Source organism: Serratia sp. 506_PEND (assembly GCF_001076875.1).
Classification (GTDB): domain Bacteria; phylum Pseudomonadota; class Gammaproteobacteria; order Enterobacterales; family Enterobacteriaceae; genus Serratia; species Serratia marcescens.
Map to the genome: position 1 here is coordinate 33,093 of NZ_JVEL01000556.1, position 15,403 is coordinate 48,495.

Annotated in this window: 12 protein-coding genes; 6 read left to right on the forward strand and 6 right to left on the reverse strand. The window is 60.9% G+C overall.

The window, feature by feature from the left end; translation table 11 throughout:
• Nucleotides 1-1,659: cation:proton antiporter (locus ADK28_RS24570; RefSeq protein ID WP_048796931.1), on the reverse strand; the 1,659-nt coding region annotated here is incomplete at its 3' end.
• 229 nt (nucleotides 1,660-1,888) lie between these two features.
• Here ADK28_RS24570 and pgi point away from each other — a divergent pair.
• The gene (gene pgi, locus ADK28_RS24575) at nucleotides 1,889-3,535 is read left to right on the forward strand and encodes a glucose-6-phosphate isomerase (RefSeq protein WP_033639258.1); all 1,647 of its coding nucleotides are present in this window, start codon (nucleotides 1,889-1,891) and stop codon (nucleotides 3,533-3,535) included.
• A 62-nt stretch (nucleotides 3,536-3,597) separates the two neighbouring features.
• On the opposite strand, the gene ADK28_RS24580 is transcribed toward pgi, so the two are convergent.
• Entirely contained in the window at nucleotides 3,598-5,031 is a 1,434-nt protein-coding gene (locus ADK28_RS24580; RefSeq protein ID WP_016930288.1) for a capsule assembly Wzi family protein, read from the reverse strand.
• Between the two features lie 225 nt (nucleotides 5,032-5,256).
• On the opposite strand from ADK28_RS24580, the gene psiE reads away from it, so the two are divergent.
• Entirely contained in the window at nucleotides 5,257-5,664 is a 408-nt protein-coding gene (gene psiE / locus ADK28_RS24585; RefSeq protein WP_015379238.1) for a phosphate-starvation-inducible protein PsiE, read from the forward strand.
• Between the two features lie 208 nt (nucleotides 5,665-5,872).
• Here psiE and malG read toward each other — a convergent pair whose 3' ends face one another.
• Genes malG through malE form a run of 3 tightly spaced genes read right to left on the reverse strand, consistent with a single transcriptional unit; the run spans nucleotide 5,873 to nucleotide 9,603 of the window.
• Nucleotides 5,873-6,763: a maltose ABC transporter permease MalG gene (malG, locus tag ADK28_RS24590; RefSeq protein ID WP_004936696.1), complete on the reverse strand. Its 891-nt coding sequence runs from the start codon at nucleotides 6,761-6,763 to the stop codon at nucleotides 5,873-5,875.
• Between the two features lie 11 nt (nucleotides 6,764-6,774).
• On the reverse strand, nucleotides 6,775-8,352 hold the full coding sequence (gene malF, locus ADK28_RS24595; RefSeq protein ID WP_016930287.1) for a maltose ABC transporter permease MalF: 1,578 nt from the start codon (nucleotides 8,350-8,352) through the stop codon (nucleotides 6,775-6,777).
• Nucleotides 8,353-8,409: 57 nt separating this feature from the next.
• The gene (gene malE / locus ADK28_RS24600) at nucleotides 8,410-9,603 is read right to left on the reverse strand and encodes a maltose/maltodextrin ABC transporter substrate-binding protein MalE (protein ID WP_016930286.1); all 1,194 of its coding nucleotides are present in this window, start codon (nucleotides 9,601-9,603) and stop codon (nucleotides 8,410-8,412) included.
• A 358-nt stretch (nucleotides 9,604-9,961) separates the two neighbouring features.
• Here malE and ADK28_RS33460 point away from each other — a divergent pair, with 358 nt between their 5' ends.
• The 4 genes from ADK28_RS33460 to malM all read left to right on the forward strand — a co-directional run bounded on the left by ADK28_RS33460 (nucleotide 9,962) and on the right by malM (nucleotide 14,360).
• Nucleotides 9,962-10,933 carry an alpha-amylase family glycosyl hydrolase gene (locus ADK28_RS33460; RefSeq protein ID WP_048796929.1) on the forward strand — a complete coding sequence of 324 codons (972 nt, stop codon included), beginning with the start codon at nucleotides 9,962-9,964 and terminating at the stop codon, nucleotides 10,931-10,933.
• Entirely contained in the window at nucleotides 10,926-12,035 is a 1,110-nt protein-coding gene (gene malK, locus ADK28_RS24610) for a maltose/maltodextrin ABC transporter ATP-binding protein MalK (RefSeq protein WP_033639259.1), read from the forward strand. The genes ADK28_RS33460 and malK overlap by 8 nt, the downstream gene beginning before the upstream one ends.
• A 32-nt stretch (nucleotides 12,036-12,067) precedes the next feature.
• Complete coding sequence (locus tag ADK28_RS24615; protein ID WP_028127550.1) at nucleotides 12,068-13,357, forward strand: maltoporin; 1,290 nt, start codon at nucleotides 12,068-12,070, stop codon at nucleotides 13,355-13,357.
• Nucleotides 13,358-13,454: 97 nt separating this feature from the next.
• Nucleotides 13,455-14,360 (forward strand): maltose operon protein MalM, encoded by a 906-nt coding sequence (gene malM, locus ADK28_RS24620; protein WP_048796918.1) that lies wholly within the window; start codon nucleotides 13,455-13,457, stop codon nucleotides 14,358-14,360.
• Between the two features lie 55 nt (nucleotides 14,361-14,415).
• On the opposite strand, the gene ADK28_RS24625 is transcribed toward malM, so the two are convergent.
• A complete protein-coding gene (locus ADK28_RS24625) occupies nucleotides 14,416-15,399 on the reverse strand; it encodes a nucleoside hydrolase (protein WP_048796919.1) in 984 nt (327 codons plus the stop codon).
• Nucleotides 15,400-15,403: the final 4 nt, after the last annotated feature.

Sequence of the window (15,403 nt, forward strand, 5' to 3'; positions counted from 1 at the left end):
CTCCAGCCAACCGAAATTTTCGTTCAATTTGGTCGCTTTGATGGTGGCCCCTCTGGCGAGCAGGCTGCTCAGGCGGCCGTAGGTGGCTTCCTGATTAAATAAAATTTCATGCCGGCGGAAACGCGAACTTTCCGCGCTGGCGCCGCGCCCTTTCAGCGGCGCCCCCGAACGGATGGCGAACACGTGATCTTCGCCGAAGAGATGGCCGAAGTGGTAGACCGCCAGCGCGTTTTGGTGGCGATTGGGCGACAGCGCCAGTACCTGGGCGATATTGCTCAGATCGAGGTAGTTCTCGGCGTGTTCGGAGTAGGCGTGGCCATAGTAGGCCGGAATGCCGTCCATGCGCGCCTGACGGTAGTATTCCCAACTGCTGTCGGTGACGATCACCGGCACGTTCAGCTTGATCAGCGCCTGCGCCAGCATGCGCGCCACGCTGTTGGCGCCGACGATCAGCACGCCGCGCGGTTTCTGCTGCTGCACCCGCAGCCAGCGCGCCATCATGCCGCTGGTCAGGCTTTGCAACACCACGGTGCCGATGATGATGGCGAACACCACGGTCACCAGCCGGTCGGCGCCCTGATAGCCGCTGCGCTGCAGCGTCAGCGCGAACAGCGAGCTGACCGCCGCGGCGACGATGCCGCGCGGGGCGATCCAGCACAGCAGCAGCCGATCGCGCCAGTGCAGGGAAGAGCGCCAGGTCGACACCGCGATGCACAGCGGCCGGGCGATGAACTGCACCGCCAGCAGCAGCAGGAGCAGCGGCCAGCCCATGTGCCACAGCGCCTGGATGTCGAGCCGCGCCGCCAGAATGATGAACAGCGCCGAGATCAGGATCGCCGACAGCTCCTCTTTGAACGCCAGAATATCGCTGGTGTCCACGTCGCGCATGTTGGCCAGCCAGATGCCCATCACCGTGACGGTCAGCAGGCCGGATTCGTCGGCGATGGCGTTGGAAACGCCGAAGGCGGTCAGCATGATCGCCAGCACCGCCAGGTTCTGCAGATAGCGCGGCAGCCAGACGCGGCGCAGCGCCAGGCCGAGCAGGTAGCCGAACAGCGCGCCGGCGATCAGGCCGACGGCGGCGGTCACGCCCAGCGTCCAAAACAGGTGGGTATAGGACTCCGCATTCTGCTTCAGCACGATAAACTCGAACACCAGCAGGGTGAAGATGGCGCCGACCGGATCGATGACGATCCCTTCCCAACGCAACACCTGGTTAATGTTGGCGTTCGGCCGCACCACGCGCATCAGCGGGGCGATCACCGTCGGCCCGGTCACTACCGTCACCGCGCCGATCAGCGCCGCCAGCTCCGGCGGGAAATCCAGCAGCCACCAGCTGGCGAGGCTGATGACCAGAAAGGTGACCAGCATGCCGACGGTGACCAGGTTGCGCACCACGCCGCCGAGGCCGCGTATCTCCTCGAAGCGCAGCGTCAGCGCCCCCTCGAACAGGATGATCGCCACCGACAGCGACACCAGCGGAAACAGCAGATCGCCGAACAGCAGATCCGGCTGCACCAGATGCACCGTCGGGCCGAGCACGATGCCGAACAGCAGCAGCGGCAAAATGGCCGGCAGGCGCAGCAACCAGGCCAGCCACTGCGCCAGCAGCGACGCCAGACCGATAAGCACCAACATGAGCGGGGCGGATAATTCCATAAGCGAGATCCCTTTCAAATGACGAAATAAGCGACGATGACACAGCCTGATGACAATTCGGCAACCCCGATAACAGGCCGTTAGCCAAAAGTATAGAGTGAAAGCTGAAACGAGGCGGCAATGCGTTGACAGTTAGCGCCTATCGCAAGAAAAGAGATCATAATCACAGTCGAACAGGCTACAATCGGACAAACGCGTCATTTTTATTCTCAAGCCTAAGAGTGTTGCTATGAAAAATATCAATCCTAGTCAAACCGCTGCTTGGCAAGCCCTGCAGCAACATTATGCACAGATGAAAGACGTACGGATCGCCGACCTGTTCGCCCAGGACAGCGATCGTTTCTCCAGGTTCTCCGCGACCTTCAACGACCAAATGTTGGTGGACTATTCCAAGAACCGCATCACGCAGGAAACCCTGGAGAAGCTGCAGGCGCTGGCGAAAGAAACCGATCTGCAAGGCGCCATCAAATCGATGTTCGCCGGTGAGAAAATCAACCGCACCGAAGATCGCGCGGTGCTGCATATTGCCCTGCGCAACCGCAGCAACAGCCCGATCCTGGTCGACGGCAAAGACGTGATGCCGGAAGTGAACGCGGTATTGGCCAAGATCAAACAGTTCTGCGCGCGCGTCATCGGCGGCGAGTGGAAAGGCTACACCGGCAAGCCGATCACCGACGTGGTGAACATCGGCATCGGCGGTTCGGATCTCGGCCCTTACATGGTGACCGAAGCGCTGCGCCCTTATAAAAACCACCTGAACATGCACTTCGTCTCCAACGTCGACGGCACCCACATCGCCGAAACGCTGCAGCCGCTGAATCCGGAAACCACGCTGTTCCTGGTGGCCTCCAAAACCTTCACCACTCAGGAAACCATGACCAACGCCCACAGCGCGCGCGACTGGTTCCTGAGCAGCGCCGCCGATCAACAGCACGTGGCCAAGCACTTCGCCGCGCTGTCCACCAACGGCAAAGCGGTGGCCGAGTTCGGCATCGATACCGACAACATGTTCGAATTCTGGGACTGGGTCGGCGGCCGCTACTCCCTGTGGTCGGCGATCGGTTTGTCGATTGCGCTGTCCATCGGTTATGACAACTTCGAGCAGCTGCTGAGCGGCGCGCACGCCATGGACAAGCACTTCGCCGAAACGCCGGCGGAGAAAAACCTGCCGGTGTTGCTGGCGCTGATCGGTATTTGGTACAACAACTTCTTTGGCGCCGAAACCGAAGCCATTCTGCCGTACGATCAGTACATGCACCGTTTTGCCGCTTACTTCCAGCAGGGCAACATGGAATCCAACGGCAAGTACGTCGATCGCAACGGCAACCCGGTGGATTACCAGACCGGTCCCATCATTTGGGGCGAGCCGGGCACCAACGGCCAGCATGCGTTCTATCAGTTGATCCACCAGGGCACCAAGCTGGTGCCGTGCGATTTCATCGCGCCGGCCATCAGCCATAACCCGCTGGGCGATCATCACGCCAAACTGCTGTCCAACTTCTTCGCTCAGACCGAAGCGCTGGCGTTCGGCAAGTCGCTGGAAGTGGTGGAAGCCGAGTTCGCGGCGCAGGGCAAAACTCCTGAGCAGGTCAAGCACGTGGCGCCGTTCAAGGTGTTTGAAGGCAACCGGCCGACCAACTCGATCCTGCTGCGCGAAATCACCCCGTTCAGTCTGGGCAGCCTGATCGCGCTGTATGAGCACAAGATCTTCACCCAGGGCGCGATCCTGAACATCTTCACCTTCGATCAGTGGGGCGTGGAGCTGGGCAAACAGCTGGCTAACCGCATCCTGCCGGAGCTGGCGGGCAGCGAGAAAATCAGCAGCCACGACAGCTCGACCAATGCGCTGATCAACCGCTTCAAGGAATGGCGCTAAGCGCCTGAGCTGAAGCCAATAAAAAAACCCGCCGCGGCGGGTTTTTTTACGTCTGCAAAAAATTACAGGTTGATCGGCACTTCGAAGCTGATGCCTGCACCCACGTCATCGGCGGTGCTGTGATCGCTGTCGGTGTACCACAGGCTGGTATCGAACTTAACCTGAGAATCGAAGCTGTAACCCCAGCCGAGCTGAATGCCTTTCAGCGTATCGGAACGCGGGAACGCCCGGTTGATGGTTTGGTTGTTCGGGTTCACCTTGGCGTACACCAGACGGGTGCTCCAACGTTGGCCATCGTCCAGCACCATTTCCACGCGCCCGGACAGCATCTGGCCGTCGCCGCCCATCGCGTGGCCCAGCGGATAACCTTGCTGGTAGTAACCGCCCCGATAGATGTAGTGGTTGTACATCACGTTGTTGGCGTTGCCGTTAGAGCGGGTATCAGAACCTTCGATATGCCAGTTGATCGTGGTCGGGCCCCATTCCGGATGGCCTTCAAGCCCCAGCATGTAAGCGTTATGCGAAGGCAACATGCCTGCTTCATCTTCACCGGTGATCTGGCCATAAAAGCTGACCGGCATGCCGATGAGCGGCTGCAGCTTGAGTTTGAAGTCAAAACCGCCCAACTGGTTGCCCGGATCGTTTTTCGGATCGCCGGTGTTATCGTTGCCGGTTACGCCATCCCAGAAGGAACTCCAGGAGTGCGGACGGCCATCACCACCCCACATCATGACGCGTGAAGCGCCCAGCTCCAGAAAGTCGGTCGGCATCATGGTCAGGCGGCCGCCGATCAGCTTGGTGTCCGGTACGGCTGCGTATTGCGACAGCTGGCCGGCGGACAGCTGGTATTGCCAGCGGCCGATCCACGACAGCCACGGGGTTTCAAACGGCGATTGGTCGGCGCGCTGCAGCATAAAGCCGGCCACCGGGCGCGCGGCGTCGGAGCGGATCAGGCTGCCGTCGTAACCCGGGCCCCACCACTGGGAAACCTCGCCGAAGGAGAGCCATTGGTTCCAGATTTTCACTGCGCCGTAGGAGCCGTTCATGTTGAATTTGGAACCGTCGCTGACGCGCTGATCGCCTTCCACCGAGCCCTGCAGACGCACGTCCCAGAACTCGCCGTTGGCGCCGGCGCCGATGGTCAGGCGATCGTCGGCGTACTCGTTTTGGCCGAAGCCCTGCGGGGTGCCGGGTTTATCGGTTGACGCGTAACCGCTGACGCGGATGTTGGCTTTCAGTGCATCGACACGGCGCTGCACGCGGTCGATGACGTTTTTCTCGGTGTTGGTCACCGGCTTGGCCTGCGCGATAACGGAACTGATCTCTTCCTGACTCAGCGGCCAGGTGGACAGGCTGACGTTGATGACGCCGCGGTCAGACAACCAGGCGAGATCGTTACGCAGATCGTTGTCAGGGGCTACCAGGCCGGCGGCGTGGCCGGACAATGCACAGGTAAACAGGCCCGCAGCGACCAGTCCGTTAAGTTTAGCGCGCATAAAGAATTCCCTTGTTAATTCGAGGTTATTGGTTTTATGTAAAGATCTCTGTGACCCATGATAGTTGACATTTCGATTTGCTACAAATCTATAAGTCAGAAACATCTTATTATAACGTGATGAATTAAATGGGGTTTAAAGTGCTTTCACCTGGGACGGAATTTTTAGGACAATGCCTATATTGGCAGGGTTGAATCATATAAGCGGTATTCAGAGAGAGGTTTTATGGCAAAAACGTCGCGTTCGATCATGATAGCGAAGGGGCTGCAGCGAGTGCTGAACGTGGGCTTGTTGCTGCTGGCGGCAATTCTGGTGGTGTTTCTGGTCAAGGAAACCATCCATCTGGCGAAGGTGTTATTTATCAACAGCGAAGAGTCGTCTTCTTACCTGTTGATTGAAGGCATCGTGATTTATTTCCTGTACTTTGAATTTATCGCCTTGATCGTCAAGTATTTTGAGTCGGGTTATCATTTCCCGCTGCGCTATTTTATTTACATTGGCATTACCGCGATTATTCGTTTGATTATCGTGGACCACAAAAACCCCATCGATACCCTGATCTACGCCGCGGCGATATTGGTGCTGGTGGTGACGCTCTATCTGGCCAATACCGATCGGCTGAAACGGGAGTAGCGATAAAAATGGCGGCCAAAGGCCGCCAAAGACACAGGATATCATTACCCGTCGTCTTTCAAGCGACAGCGTTGTTGACTGCACTCGCTAACCCCAGTTACTTACTGAAGTAAGCGCCTGGGCTTAGCGAGCTGGTCGCCTAGCTGTAACTTGAAATCCATAGGGTAAAAGATAAGGAAAAACATCAAACGCACTGCAGTGGCACAAATTACCCCTTCACGCCGCCGGCCGTCAGGCCGCCCACCAGCCAGCGCTGCGCCAGCAGGAACACGGCGGTAATCGGTATCGCCGACAGCACCGCGGCGGCGGCGAAGTCGCCCCACAGGTAGTTTTGCGGGTTGAGATATTGTTGCATCCCCACCGCCAGCGTGTAGCTGTTCACATCGCGCAGCAGCAGCGACGCCACCGGCACTTCGGTGATGGCGGCGATAAATGACAGAATGAATACCACCGCCAGAATCGGCACCGACAGCGGCAACAGCACCAGACGGAACGCTTGCCACGGCGTGGCGCCATCCAGCGCCGCCGCTTCTTCCAGCGAATTGTCGATGGTTTCGAAATAGCCCTTGATGGTCCAGACGTGCAGCGCGATGCCGCCCATGTAGGCGAAAATCACGCCGCCGTGGGTGTTCAGGCCGATAAACGGAATGTACTGGCCCAGGCGATCGAACAGGGCGTACAGCGCCACCAGCGACAGCACCGCCGGGAACATCTGGAAGATCAGCATGCTTTTCAGCAACGTGCTCTTGCCGCGAAAACGCATGCGGGCGAAGGCGTAGGCGCAGGTGGTGGACAGCGTCACGATGCCGATGGCGGTGATCGCCGCGATCTTGATGGAGTTCCACAGCCACAGCAGCACCGGGAACGGCGGCGGCGTCACGCTGCCGTCGGCGTGGGTGACGCTGAAGCCAAGCGCCAGCCGCCAGTGATCCCAAGAGAGGGTTTCCGGTATCAGGCTGCCGGTGGCGAAGTTGCCGGAGCGCAGCGAGATGGCGACCACCATCAGCAGCGGAAACATGATCAGGGCGATAAAGCACAGCATCAAGATATGGGTGATCCACAGGCGCAGGCGCTGGGATTTGGGTTGAACCATGGCCATCGTTATTCTCCCTAATCAAAGTTCATCTTGCTGGCTTTCAAATTCAGGATCGCCAGCGCGCCCACCAGCAGGAAGATCAGCGTGGCGATGGCGGCCGCCAGGCCGAAGTCTTGTCCGCCGCCGCCTTCGAAGGCGATGCGGTAGGTGTAGCTGACCAGCAGATCGGTATAGCCGGCCGGCGTAGTGGTGCCGATCATGTCCGGGCCGCCGTTGGTCAGCAGCTGGATCAGCACGAAGTTGTTAAAGTTGAAGGCGAAGCTGGCGATCATCAGCGGCGTCAGCGGCTTGATCAGCAGCGGTAAGGTGATGCGGAAGAAGTTTTGCCACGGGTTGGCGCCGTCCATCGCCGAGGCCTCGTACAGATCGTCCGGGATCGCTTTCAGCAGCCCCATGCACAGGATCATCATGTACGGGTAGCCGAGCCAGGTGTTGACGATCAGGATCATGCTCTTGGCGGTGAGTGGATCGCTGAACCAGGCGGGTTTGATGCCGAACAGATGGCTGAGCATCATGTTGATTTCGCCGAAGCTCTGGTTGAACAACCCTTTGAAGATCAGGATCGAGATGAACGACGGCACCGCATAGGGCAGGATCAGCAGCACGCGGTAGATCGCCTTGCCTTTCAGCGCCTCCCACTGCACCACGCAGGCCAGCACCATGCCGACCGCCACGGTGAGGATCACCGTCATCACCGAGAACACGATGGTCCAGATGAAGATCGATACGAACGGTTTCTTGATGCCCTCGTCCTGCAGCACCCGCAGGAAGTTTTTCCAGCCGGTGGTGACGGTATAGCCCGGGCTCAGGGTTTCCTGCGCCCAGCCGCCGTCGGCGTTGATCGCCTGATAGAAGCCGATGTCGCCGTTCGGCCGGTAGCGCACCTGGGTCTGGTTATTGGTCAGCGTACTGCCGTCTTTGTCCAGCGCATACAGCGGACGGGTGCCGGAGAACTGGCGCAGTGAACTCATGCGCAATTCACCGCCGTCGGGCAGTTGCGCCACCAGCTGGCTCAGCGCCTGCCGGTTCTGGGTGATCACCCGCAGCGTGGCGCGCTCGCCCTGCGGCGCGGCGCTCTGTGTGGTCAATGTCAGGGTTTGCGGCGCCGCGGCGTCGAGGCGGAAAGGCTCGGAGAGCAGCGGCTGTTCACTGTCCGGTGGCGTCAGCTGCAGGCGCCACTGCTGATTTTCCGCCGGGTAGAGGCCGAAGGTGAAGGTTTTGCCGCTCTGGAACTGGCGTTGCATCAGCACCGATTGCGCGCGCTCAAAGGTCAGCTGGTTGGTGCTGCTGTAGTTGGTAAAGGCGATGGCGATGGTGCAGATCAGCGGGAACAGGACGAACAGCCCCATGCCGGCGATGCCGGGATACACATAGCGCCAGGCGTAGGCGCGGCGGTTGGCGAAGACGTAAAGCCCGGCGCTGACCAGGATCAGCGTCAGGATGGCGAACAGGTATTCACCCTGTGCATACATCAACACAATCAGGTAGCAGGTCACCAGGCTGAACAGGCCGACCACCAGCCATTTCAGCGCGTCGCTTTGCCACCACTTCGATTTTTTACGCGCGGGCGTCCCGGCGTGAGCGAATTGCATAGGGCGTTCCTTTCTGTGAAGCAACGGCGGGGCGCCACGGCGCCCCGCACGGCGTCGTTACTTGGTGATACGGGTCTGTACGTCGTCCAGCGCGGCTTTCACCGTCTGACGGCCGCTGACGGCGTTGATCACCGCGCTGCGTTCGGCGTACCAGAAGGCGCTCATCTGCGGGATGTTCGGCATGATTTCCCCGTTTTGCGAGTTCTGCATGGTGGCGGCGATCTTCGGATCTTTGGCCAGCGCTTCCTGATAGGACTTCAGCGCCACCGCGCCCAGCGGTTTGTCTTTGTTGACGTCCGCCAGCCCTTCGTTGGTCAGCAGGTAGTTCTCGAGGAACTCGGTCGCCAGCTCTTTATTCGGGCTGGCGGCGTTGATGCCGGCGGTCAGCACGCCGACGAACGGTTTGGACGGCTTGCCTTTGAAGGTCGGCAGCAGCGTCACGCCGTAGTTGATTTTGCTCTGCTCGATGTTGTTCCAGGCCCACGGCCCGTTGATGGTCATCGCGGTCTGGCCTTTGTTGAACGCGGCTTCGGCGATCGAGTAGTCGGTATCGGCGTTGATGTGTTTGTTTTTCACCAGATCGACGATGAACTGCAGGCCGGCCTGCGAACCGGCGTTGGCGACGCCGACATCCTTGATGTTGTATTTGCCGTTTTCATACTTGAAGGCATAACCGCCGTCGGCGGCGATGATAGGCCAGGTGAAGTAGGGTTCCTGCAGGTTCCACATGATGGCGCTCTTGCCGCCGGCGCGCAGCTGTTTGTCCAGCGCCGGGATCTCTTCCCAGGTCTTCGGCGGCTGTTTGACCAGGTCCTTGTTGTAAATCAGCGACAGCGCTTCGACGGCGATCGGGTAGCCGATCAGCTTGCCGTCATAACGCACGGCGTCCCAGGTGAACGGGAACAGCTTGTCCTGGAAGGCTTTGGACGGGTGGATTTCGGCCAGCAGGCCGGACTGCGCATAGCCGCCGAAGCGGTCGTGGGCCCAGAAAATGATGTCAGGACCGTCGCCGGTGGCGGCCACCTGCGGGTATTTTTCTTCCAGCTTGTCCGGGTGCTCGACGGTGACCTTGATGCCGGTGTCTTTTTCGAATTTCTTGCCGACTTCCGCCAGGCCGTTATAGCCCTTGTCGCCGTTGATCCAGATAACCAGTTTGCCTTCCTCAATCTTGGCGAAGGCGGAAGAAGAGAGCACCAGGGTGGCCAGTGCCGAGAGCGCCAGCGTGCGGGCGAGGGTAATGCTGCGAGTCATAATCCAGTCCTTCTTTTTGTGGGCACATAAATCAAGGAGAGACGTTTCGCGGTAATAGTGGGTCACAACGCGACATATTCTCATCCTCCCCCCCTCTACGCCCCTGAGATGAGGAGTGTGATCCAGTTAACGTTGTGCTCTATTCTGTGGCGTCAGGCACAAAATAGGGGGGCGATTTTTGCCAGCCGGATCACAGATTTGCCTCAAGCGCGGAACTTCTCATCGCCGCGGTCGTTCTCTCATCCTCCCGCCTCCTCCCCCATGAAAAATCCTGTTACGGATGATTACCCTTTCCGGCGACTCCCGCACTATCGGCCCATCGATTTTTAACGCCACGCGCAGCAGGGATACCGGATTTATGTCGTCAATGCCTATCGCCACTCAGCCCACCCTGTACCGGATCCATCCGGCCAGTTTCCGTGACGGAAACGGGGACGGCGTGGGCGACGCGCACGGCATGCTGGCGGCGCTGCCATACCTGAAAGCGCTGTCGATCGACGGCCTGTTGCTGCCGCAGACGCTGGCGCCGGAGGCCGAGGCGACGGTGACGGGCGAAGGGCTGACGCTGTGGTACGGCGATGACGCCAACCGCGTTCGCAATGCCGTCGCACCGCAGCGGTTCGCCCACGGCGCGCTGGCGCTGGACGTGATGCCGTTCAGCGCGGAGAGGCTGGCGGCGGTGTTGCACGCCCGCCGCGCCACGTTGACGGATAGCCTGTGGAGCACCGGGGACGCCGATCAGCCAAGAGTGGTCAGCCGCTGGGGGCAGGGAGACCTGCGTTCCGCCGCCGCCTTTTTGACGCTGTTGGCGATGTTGCCGGCGCCGATCTGCCTGTATCAGGGCGAAGAGCTGGGGCTGCCGCATGCCGCCGGCCTGCAGGATCCGCGCGGCGCGCAAACGCCAATGCCGTGGCATGAAGCCCCCGAACAGGTCACCGCCGGGGAGATCAGCTGGTATCAGCAGGTGGCGATCGAACACCGCGCATTGGCCATCAGCCGCCAACAGCACGACAGCCACTCCACCTTACGTTACTGCCAGGCGCTGTTGGCCCTGCGCCGTTCGCCGCTCATCCAGCGCGGCGAGCTGAACGCGGTCAGCCAGCGGGACGGCGTGGTGCGCTTACTTATTACCCATCAGGATCAATGCCTTGAAGCGCTGATAAACCTGCAGCCTTATACTCAGGCGGCCGCGCCGTCTGAGGCGACCTTGCCGTTGGCATGGCAGCACGGCGCGCAGCAAGAGGGTCATCAATGGGTTTTGGCGGGCTTTGCCTCCGCCATTTTCACACGACATGTTAACTGCGAAAGCAGGGGAGTAACGCATGGCTAGCGTGACACTGCGCAGCGTTTATAAGGCCTTCGGTGAGGCCGTGATTTCCAAAGACGTCAATCTGACTATCGAAGACGGCGAGTTTGTGGTGTTTGTCGGGCCGTCGGGCTGCGGCAAATCGACGCTGCTGCGCATGATCGCCGGGCTGGAGGACATCACCTCCGGCGACCTGCTGATCGGCGAGAAACGTATGAATGAGGTGCCGCCTTCCGAGCGCGGCATCGGCATGGTGTTCCAGTCCTACGCGCTGTATCCGCACCTGTCGGTGGCGGACAACATGTCGTTCGGCCTGAAGCTGGCCGGCGCCAGGAAAGCGGAAATCAATCAACGGGTGAACCAGGTCTCCGAGGTGCTGCAGCTGGCACACCTGCTCGATCGGCGGCCGAAGGCGCTGTCCGGCGGGCAGCGTCAGCGTGTGGCGATCGGCCGCACGCTGGTGGCCGAGCCGGACGTATTCCTGCTCGACGAACCGCTGTCCAACCTCGATGCCGCGCTGCGGGTGCAGATGCGCATCGAGATCTCCCGTCTGCACAAGCGCCTGCAGCGCACCATGATTTACGTCACTCACGATCAGGTCGAAGCGATGACGCTGGCCGACAAGATCGTGGTGCTCGACGCCGGTCGCGTGGCGCAGGTCGGCAAGCCGCTGGAACTGTACCACTACCCGGCCAACCGCTTCGTCGCCGGGTTCATCGGCTCGCCGAAGATGAACTTCCTGCCGGTCAAGGTCACCGCGGCGGAGCCGCGACAGGTGCAGGTCGAACTGCCCAACCGCCAACTGGTCTGGCTGCCGGTGGAAGGCGCGGGCGTTCAGCCCGGCGCCAACCTGTCACTGGGCATTCGCCCCGAACATCTGCTGCCCGGCGAAGCCTCTGAAGTGCGGCTTACCGGCGACGTACAGGTGGTGGAGCAGCTCGGCAACGAGACGCAAATCCACATCCAAATCCCGGCCATCCGTCAAAACCTGGTGTACCGCCAGAACGACGTGGTGCTGGTAGAAGAAGGTGCCACATTCGCCATCGGCCTGCCGCCTCACCGCTGCCATCTGTTCCGTGAAGACGGTACGGCATGTAAACGGCTGCACCAGGAGCCGGGCGTTTAAAGCATCAAAGTCGGTATAACAGGAGAATAATGATGACTACTCTGCGCAAACTTCCTCTGGCACTGGCTGTCGCCGCCGGTGTTCTCTCTACTCAGGCGCTGGCCGTGGATTTCCACGGTTACGCCCGTTCCGGCATCGGCTGGACCGGCAGCGGCGGTGAGCAACAGTGCTTCAAGGCCACCGGCGCCGCGAGCAAGTACCGTCTCGGCAACGAATGCGAAACCTACGCCGAACTGAAACTGGGGCAGGAAGTGTGGAAAGAAGGCGACAAGAGCTTCTATTTCGACACTAACCTGGCCTATTCGGTCTCGCAGCGTTCCGACTGGGAAGACGTGACGCCGGGCTTCCGCGAAGTGAACGTGCAGGGTAAAAACCTGATCGAGTGGCTGCCGGGCTCCACGCTGTGGGCCGGTAAGCGTTTCTATCAGCGTCATGACGTTCACATGATCGACTTCTACTACTGGGATATCTCCGGCCCGGGCGCCGGTCTGGAAAACATCGATCTGGGCTTCGGCAAGCTGTCCGCCGCCGTGACCCGCAACTCCGAATCCGGCGGCTCTTACGGCTATCTGGATAACGAATGGAAACAGCGTCCGACCGTCAACGACACTTTCGACCTGCGTCTGGCCGGCCTGGAGTTGAACCCGGGCGGCACCCTGGAGCTGGGCGTGGACTACGGCCGCGCCAATGCGCAGGATAACTACCGCCTGGCCGACGGCGCCAGCAAAGACGGCTGGATGTTCACCGCGGAACACACGCAGAGTATCCTGAACGGTTACAACAAGTTCGTGCTGCAGTACGCCACCGACTCGATGACCTCGCAGAACAACGGCCGCAACGAAGGCGCCACCATCGATAACAACGGCAAGATGATCCGCGTGCTGGATCACGGCGCCATCGACTTCAACGATCAATGGGCGCTGATGTATGTCGCCATGTTCCAGGACATCGACCGCGACAACAACAACGGCACCACCTGGTACACCGTGGGCGTGCGCCCGATGTACAAATGGACGCCGATCATGAGCACCTTGCTGGAAGCCGGCTATGACAACGTCAAGTCCCAACGCACCGGCGATCGCAACGGCCAGTATAAAGTGACCCTGGCGCAGCAATGGCAGGCGGGCAACAGCATCTGGTCGCGTCCGGCCATCCGCCTGTTCGCCACCTACGCCAAGTGGGATGAGAAGTGGGGCTACGCCACCGGCGATGACACCGGGTATAACGCCGGCACCGCTTACAACGACACCAGCATGCATACCTTCAGCCGCGGCAAGGATGACGAAGTCACCTTCGGCGCCCAGATGGAAATTTGGTGGTAACGACAGGACGGGGAGGGCCGCAGGTCCTCCCCCAACCGCATTCGCCGCGGCCGGATCTCTTGCCTGATCCATCGCGGCGCTGAAAGAGGATATAACGATGAAAAAGAATCTGCTGTCACTCTGCCTGTCGCTGGCGTTGACCGTCGGCGCGCCTCTGGCGGCCAATGCCGATACGCCGGCCAACGTTTCCGTCGCGCCGGCCATCAGCGCCGCCACGCTGCAAAGCCTGCCGTGGCAGCCGCTGCAGCCGCCGGTGTCGCAAGAAGTGAAGCTCGACGCCGTCAGCCCGCAGCTCAATCAGGGCGAGATCCAGGGGGCGATCGCCGCCTATACCCTGCCGGCCGATCGCGGTTCGCTGGAAGTGACGCTGAGCAGCCTCGCCAAGAACAATTCGCTGTACGCGCCGAGCGTGCTGGTGCTGGACGAGCATCTGCGCCCGGCGGCATATTACCCGAGCAGCTATTTCCCGTATCAGCCGCCGGGGGCGATGTCCTCCGATCGTCTCGAAGGCACGCTGAAGCTGACGCCGGCGCTCGGGCAAAAACAGATTTACCTGCTGGTGTACACCACCCGCCAGGATTTGGCGAAAACCACGCAGCTGACCAATCCGGCCAAGGCCTATGCGCAGGGCGTGGGCAACGCGGTGCCGGATATCCCGGATCCGATCGCCGGCCACGCGACGACCGGCACGCTGAAGCTTAAGGTCACCGCGGAACAGGGCACCGGCAACGTGATGATTGGCATGCTGCAGCCTGCGCCGACCGTGGCGCCGGTGGTGGTGGGATCAACCGCACCGGCCGCCGTGGCGGCGCCGGCACCGACCCCGGAGAAACCGGCGGAGCCGATGCTCAACGATACCGAAAGCTACTTCAGTAACGGCATCAAGCAGGCGGTGAAGGCGGGCGATATCGACAAGGCGCTGAAGCTGATGAATGAGGCCGAGAAATTGGGCTCGACCACTGCGCGTAAAACGTTTATCAGCAGCGTTAAAGGCAAGGGGTAACACCCGGCGCTGCCGATGCTGGCTCGATGATTGGTGCGCCTTGGCGCACCTTTTTTCATCCGCGCGCCAGCGTTGCGCCGATCAACGTCAGCAGACGGGGGTTGTCCACCTGCTGCATGATGCGCACCGGCTTGCCCTGCGGCGGCGGCAGGCCGACCGTCAGGCGCAGGCCGCCCGGCCGCCAACGGCGTGAGCTGCCGCGCGTCAACGCCCCTTCCAGCGCCACATCCACATGGAACATTTCGGTCGTGACCAACTGCGGTTCCAACAGCCAGGCGATCACCAGCGCATCATGGATCCAGCAGCCCGGCAGGCGCCGCGTATGGCGCGAATAGTCGATCCACGGCTTTGTGGTGGCGCGCAAATAGCGGCACAGCGGCGTATCCGGCTGGGTCAGTGCGGCCAGATCCGCCTGGGTCAGCATGGTCTGGGTGGTGACGTCCAGCGGGGCCAGCGTGATATTGGCGCCGCTGTTCAACACCAGCCGCGCCGCTTCCGGATCCAAACCAAAATTGGTGTCCTTGATGTATCCTTCGACGTTGAACACGCCGCCCATGATCACGATCTCTTTCACCGCCTGCGCCATCTGCGGGTACAGCTGCATGGCGTGCGCAACGTTGGTCAGCGGGCCGATCGCCGCCAACGTGATCTCGCCGGGATGCCGGCAGATCAGTTCGCCGATGGCGATGGCGGCGTCCGGTGCGGGCGCGTTGGCCAGCGGGGGCGCGGGCAAGTCGCGCCACAGCGCTGCCAGCTTGGGATCGGCGATTGGGCGGTCCAGATGCGCGCGCCATGGCTCTGGCGGCTCGCTCAGGGCGCGCGCCGCGCCGAGGGCGACCGGCACCTGGTAGCCGCTTTGCGCCAGCAGATCGGTGGCGACGGCGAAGCCCACTTCGCGCGGGGTATTGCCGGCCACGATGCTGATCAGCTCCAGCTGCAGCTGCGGTTTGGCCGCCAGCGCCAGGGCCAGTGCCAGACCGTCGTCGACGTTGGCGCCGGGAACGCCGTTACCGGGATCGCAATCAATGATTAAACGCATAGTA

What these genes read in the sequence shown, in the direction of transcription:
- ADK28_RS24615 (WP_028127550.1), top strand. Translation starts at nt 12,068, where the DNA reads ATGACTACTCTGCGCAAACTTCCTCTGGCACTGGCTGTCGCCGCCGGT.
- malK (WP_033639259.1), top strand. Translation starts at nt 10,926, where the DNA reads ATGGCTAGCGTGACACTGCGCAGCGTTTATAAGGCCTTCGGTGAGGCC.
- malF (WP_016930287.1), bottom strand. Translation starts at nt 8,352, where the DNA reads ATGCAATTCGCTCACGCCGGGACGCCCGCGCGTAAAAAATCGAAGTGG.
- pgi (WP_033639258.1), top strand. Translation starts at nt 1,889, where the DNA reads ATGAAAAATATCAATCCTAGTCAAACCGCTGCTTGGCAAGCCCTGCAG.
- malE (WP_016930286.1), bottom strand. Translation starts at nt 9,603, where the DNA reads ATGACTCGCAGCATTACCCTCGCCCGCACGCTGGCGCTCTCGGCACTG.
- ADK28_RS24580 (WP_016930288.1), bottom strand. Translation starts at nt 5,031, where the DNA reads ATGCGCGCTAAACTTAACGGACTGGTCGCTGCGGGCCTGTTTACCTGT.
- ADK28_RS33460 (WP_048796929.1), top strand. Translation starts at nt 9,962, where the DNA reads ATGTCGTCAATGCCTATCGCCACTCAGCCCACCCTGTACCGGATCCAT.
- psiE (WP_015379238.1), top strand. Translation starts at nt 5,257, where the DNA reads ATGGCAAAAACGTCGCGTTCGATCATGATAGCGAAGGGGCTGCAGCGA.
- ADK28_RS24625 (WP_048796919.1), bottom strand. Translation starts at nt 15,399, where the DNA reads ATGCGTTTAATCATTGATTGCGATCCCGGTAACGGCGTTCCCGGCGCC.
- malG (WP_004936696.1), bottom strand. Translation starts at nt 6,763, where the DNA reads ATGGCCATGGTTCAACCCAAATCCCAGCGCCTGCGCCTGTGGATCACC.
- malM (WP_048796918.1), top strand. Translation starts at nt 13,455, where the DNA reads ATGAAAAAGAATCTGCTGTCACTCTGCCTGTCGCTGGCGTTGACCGTC.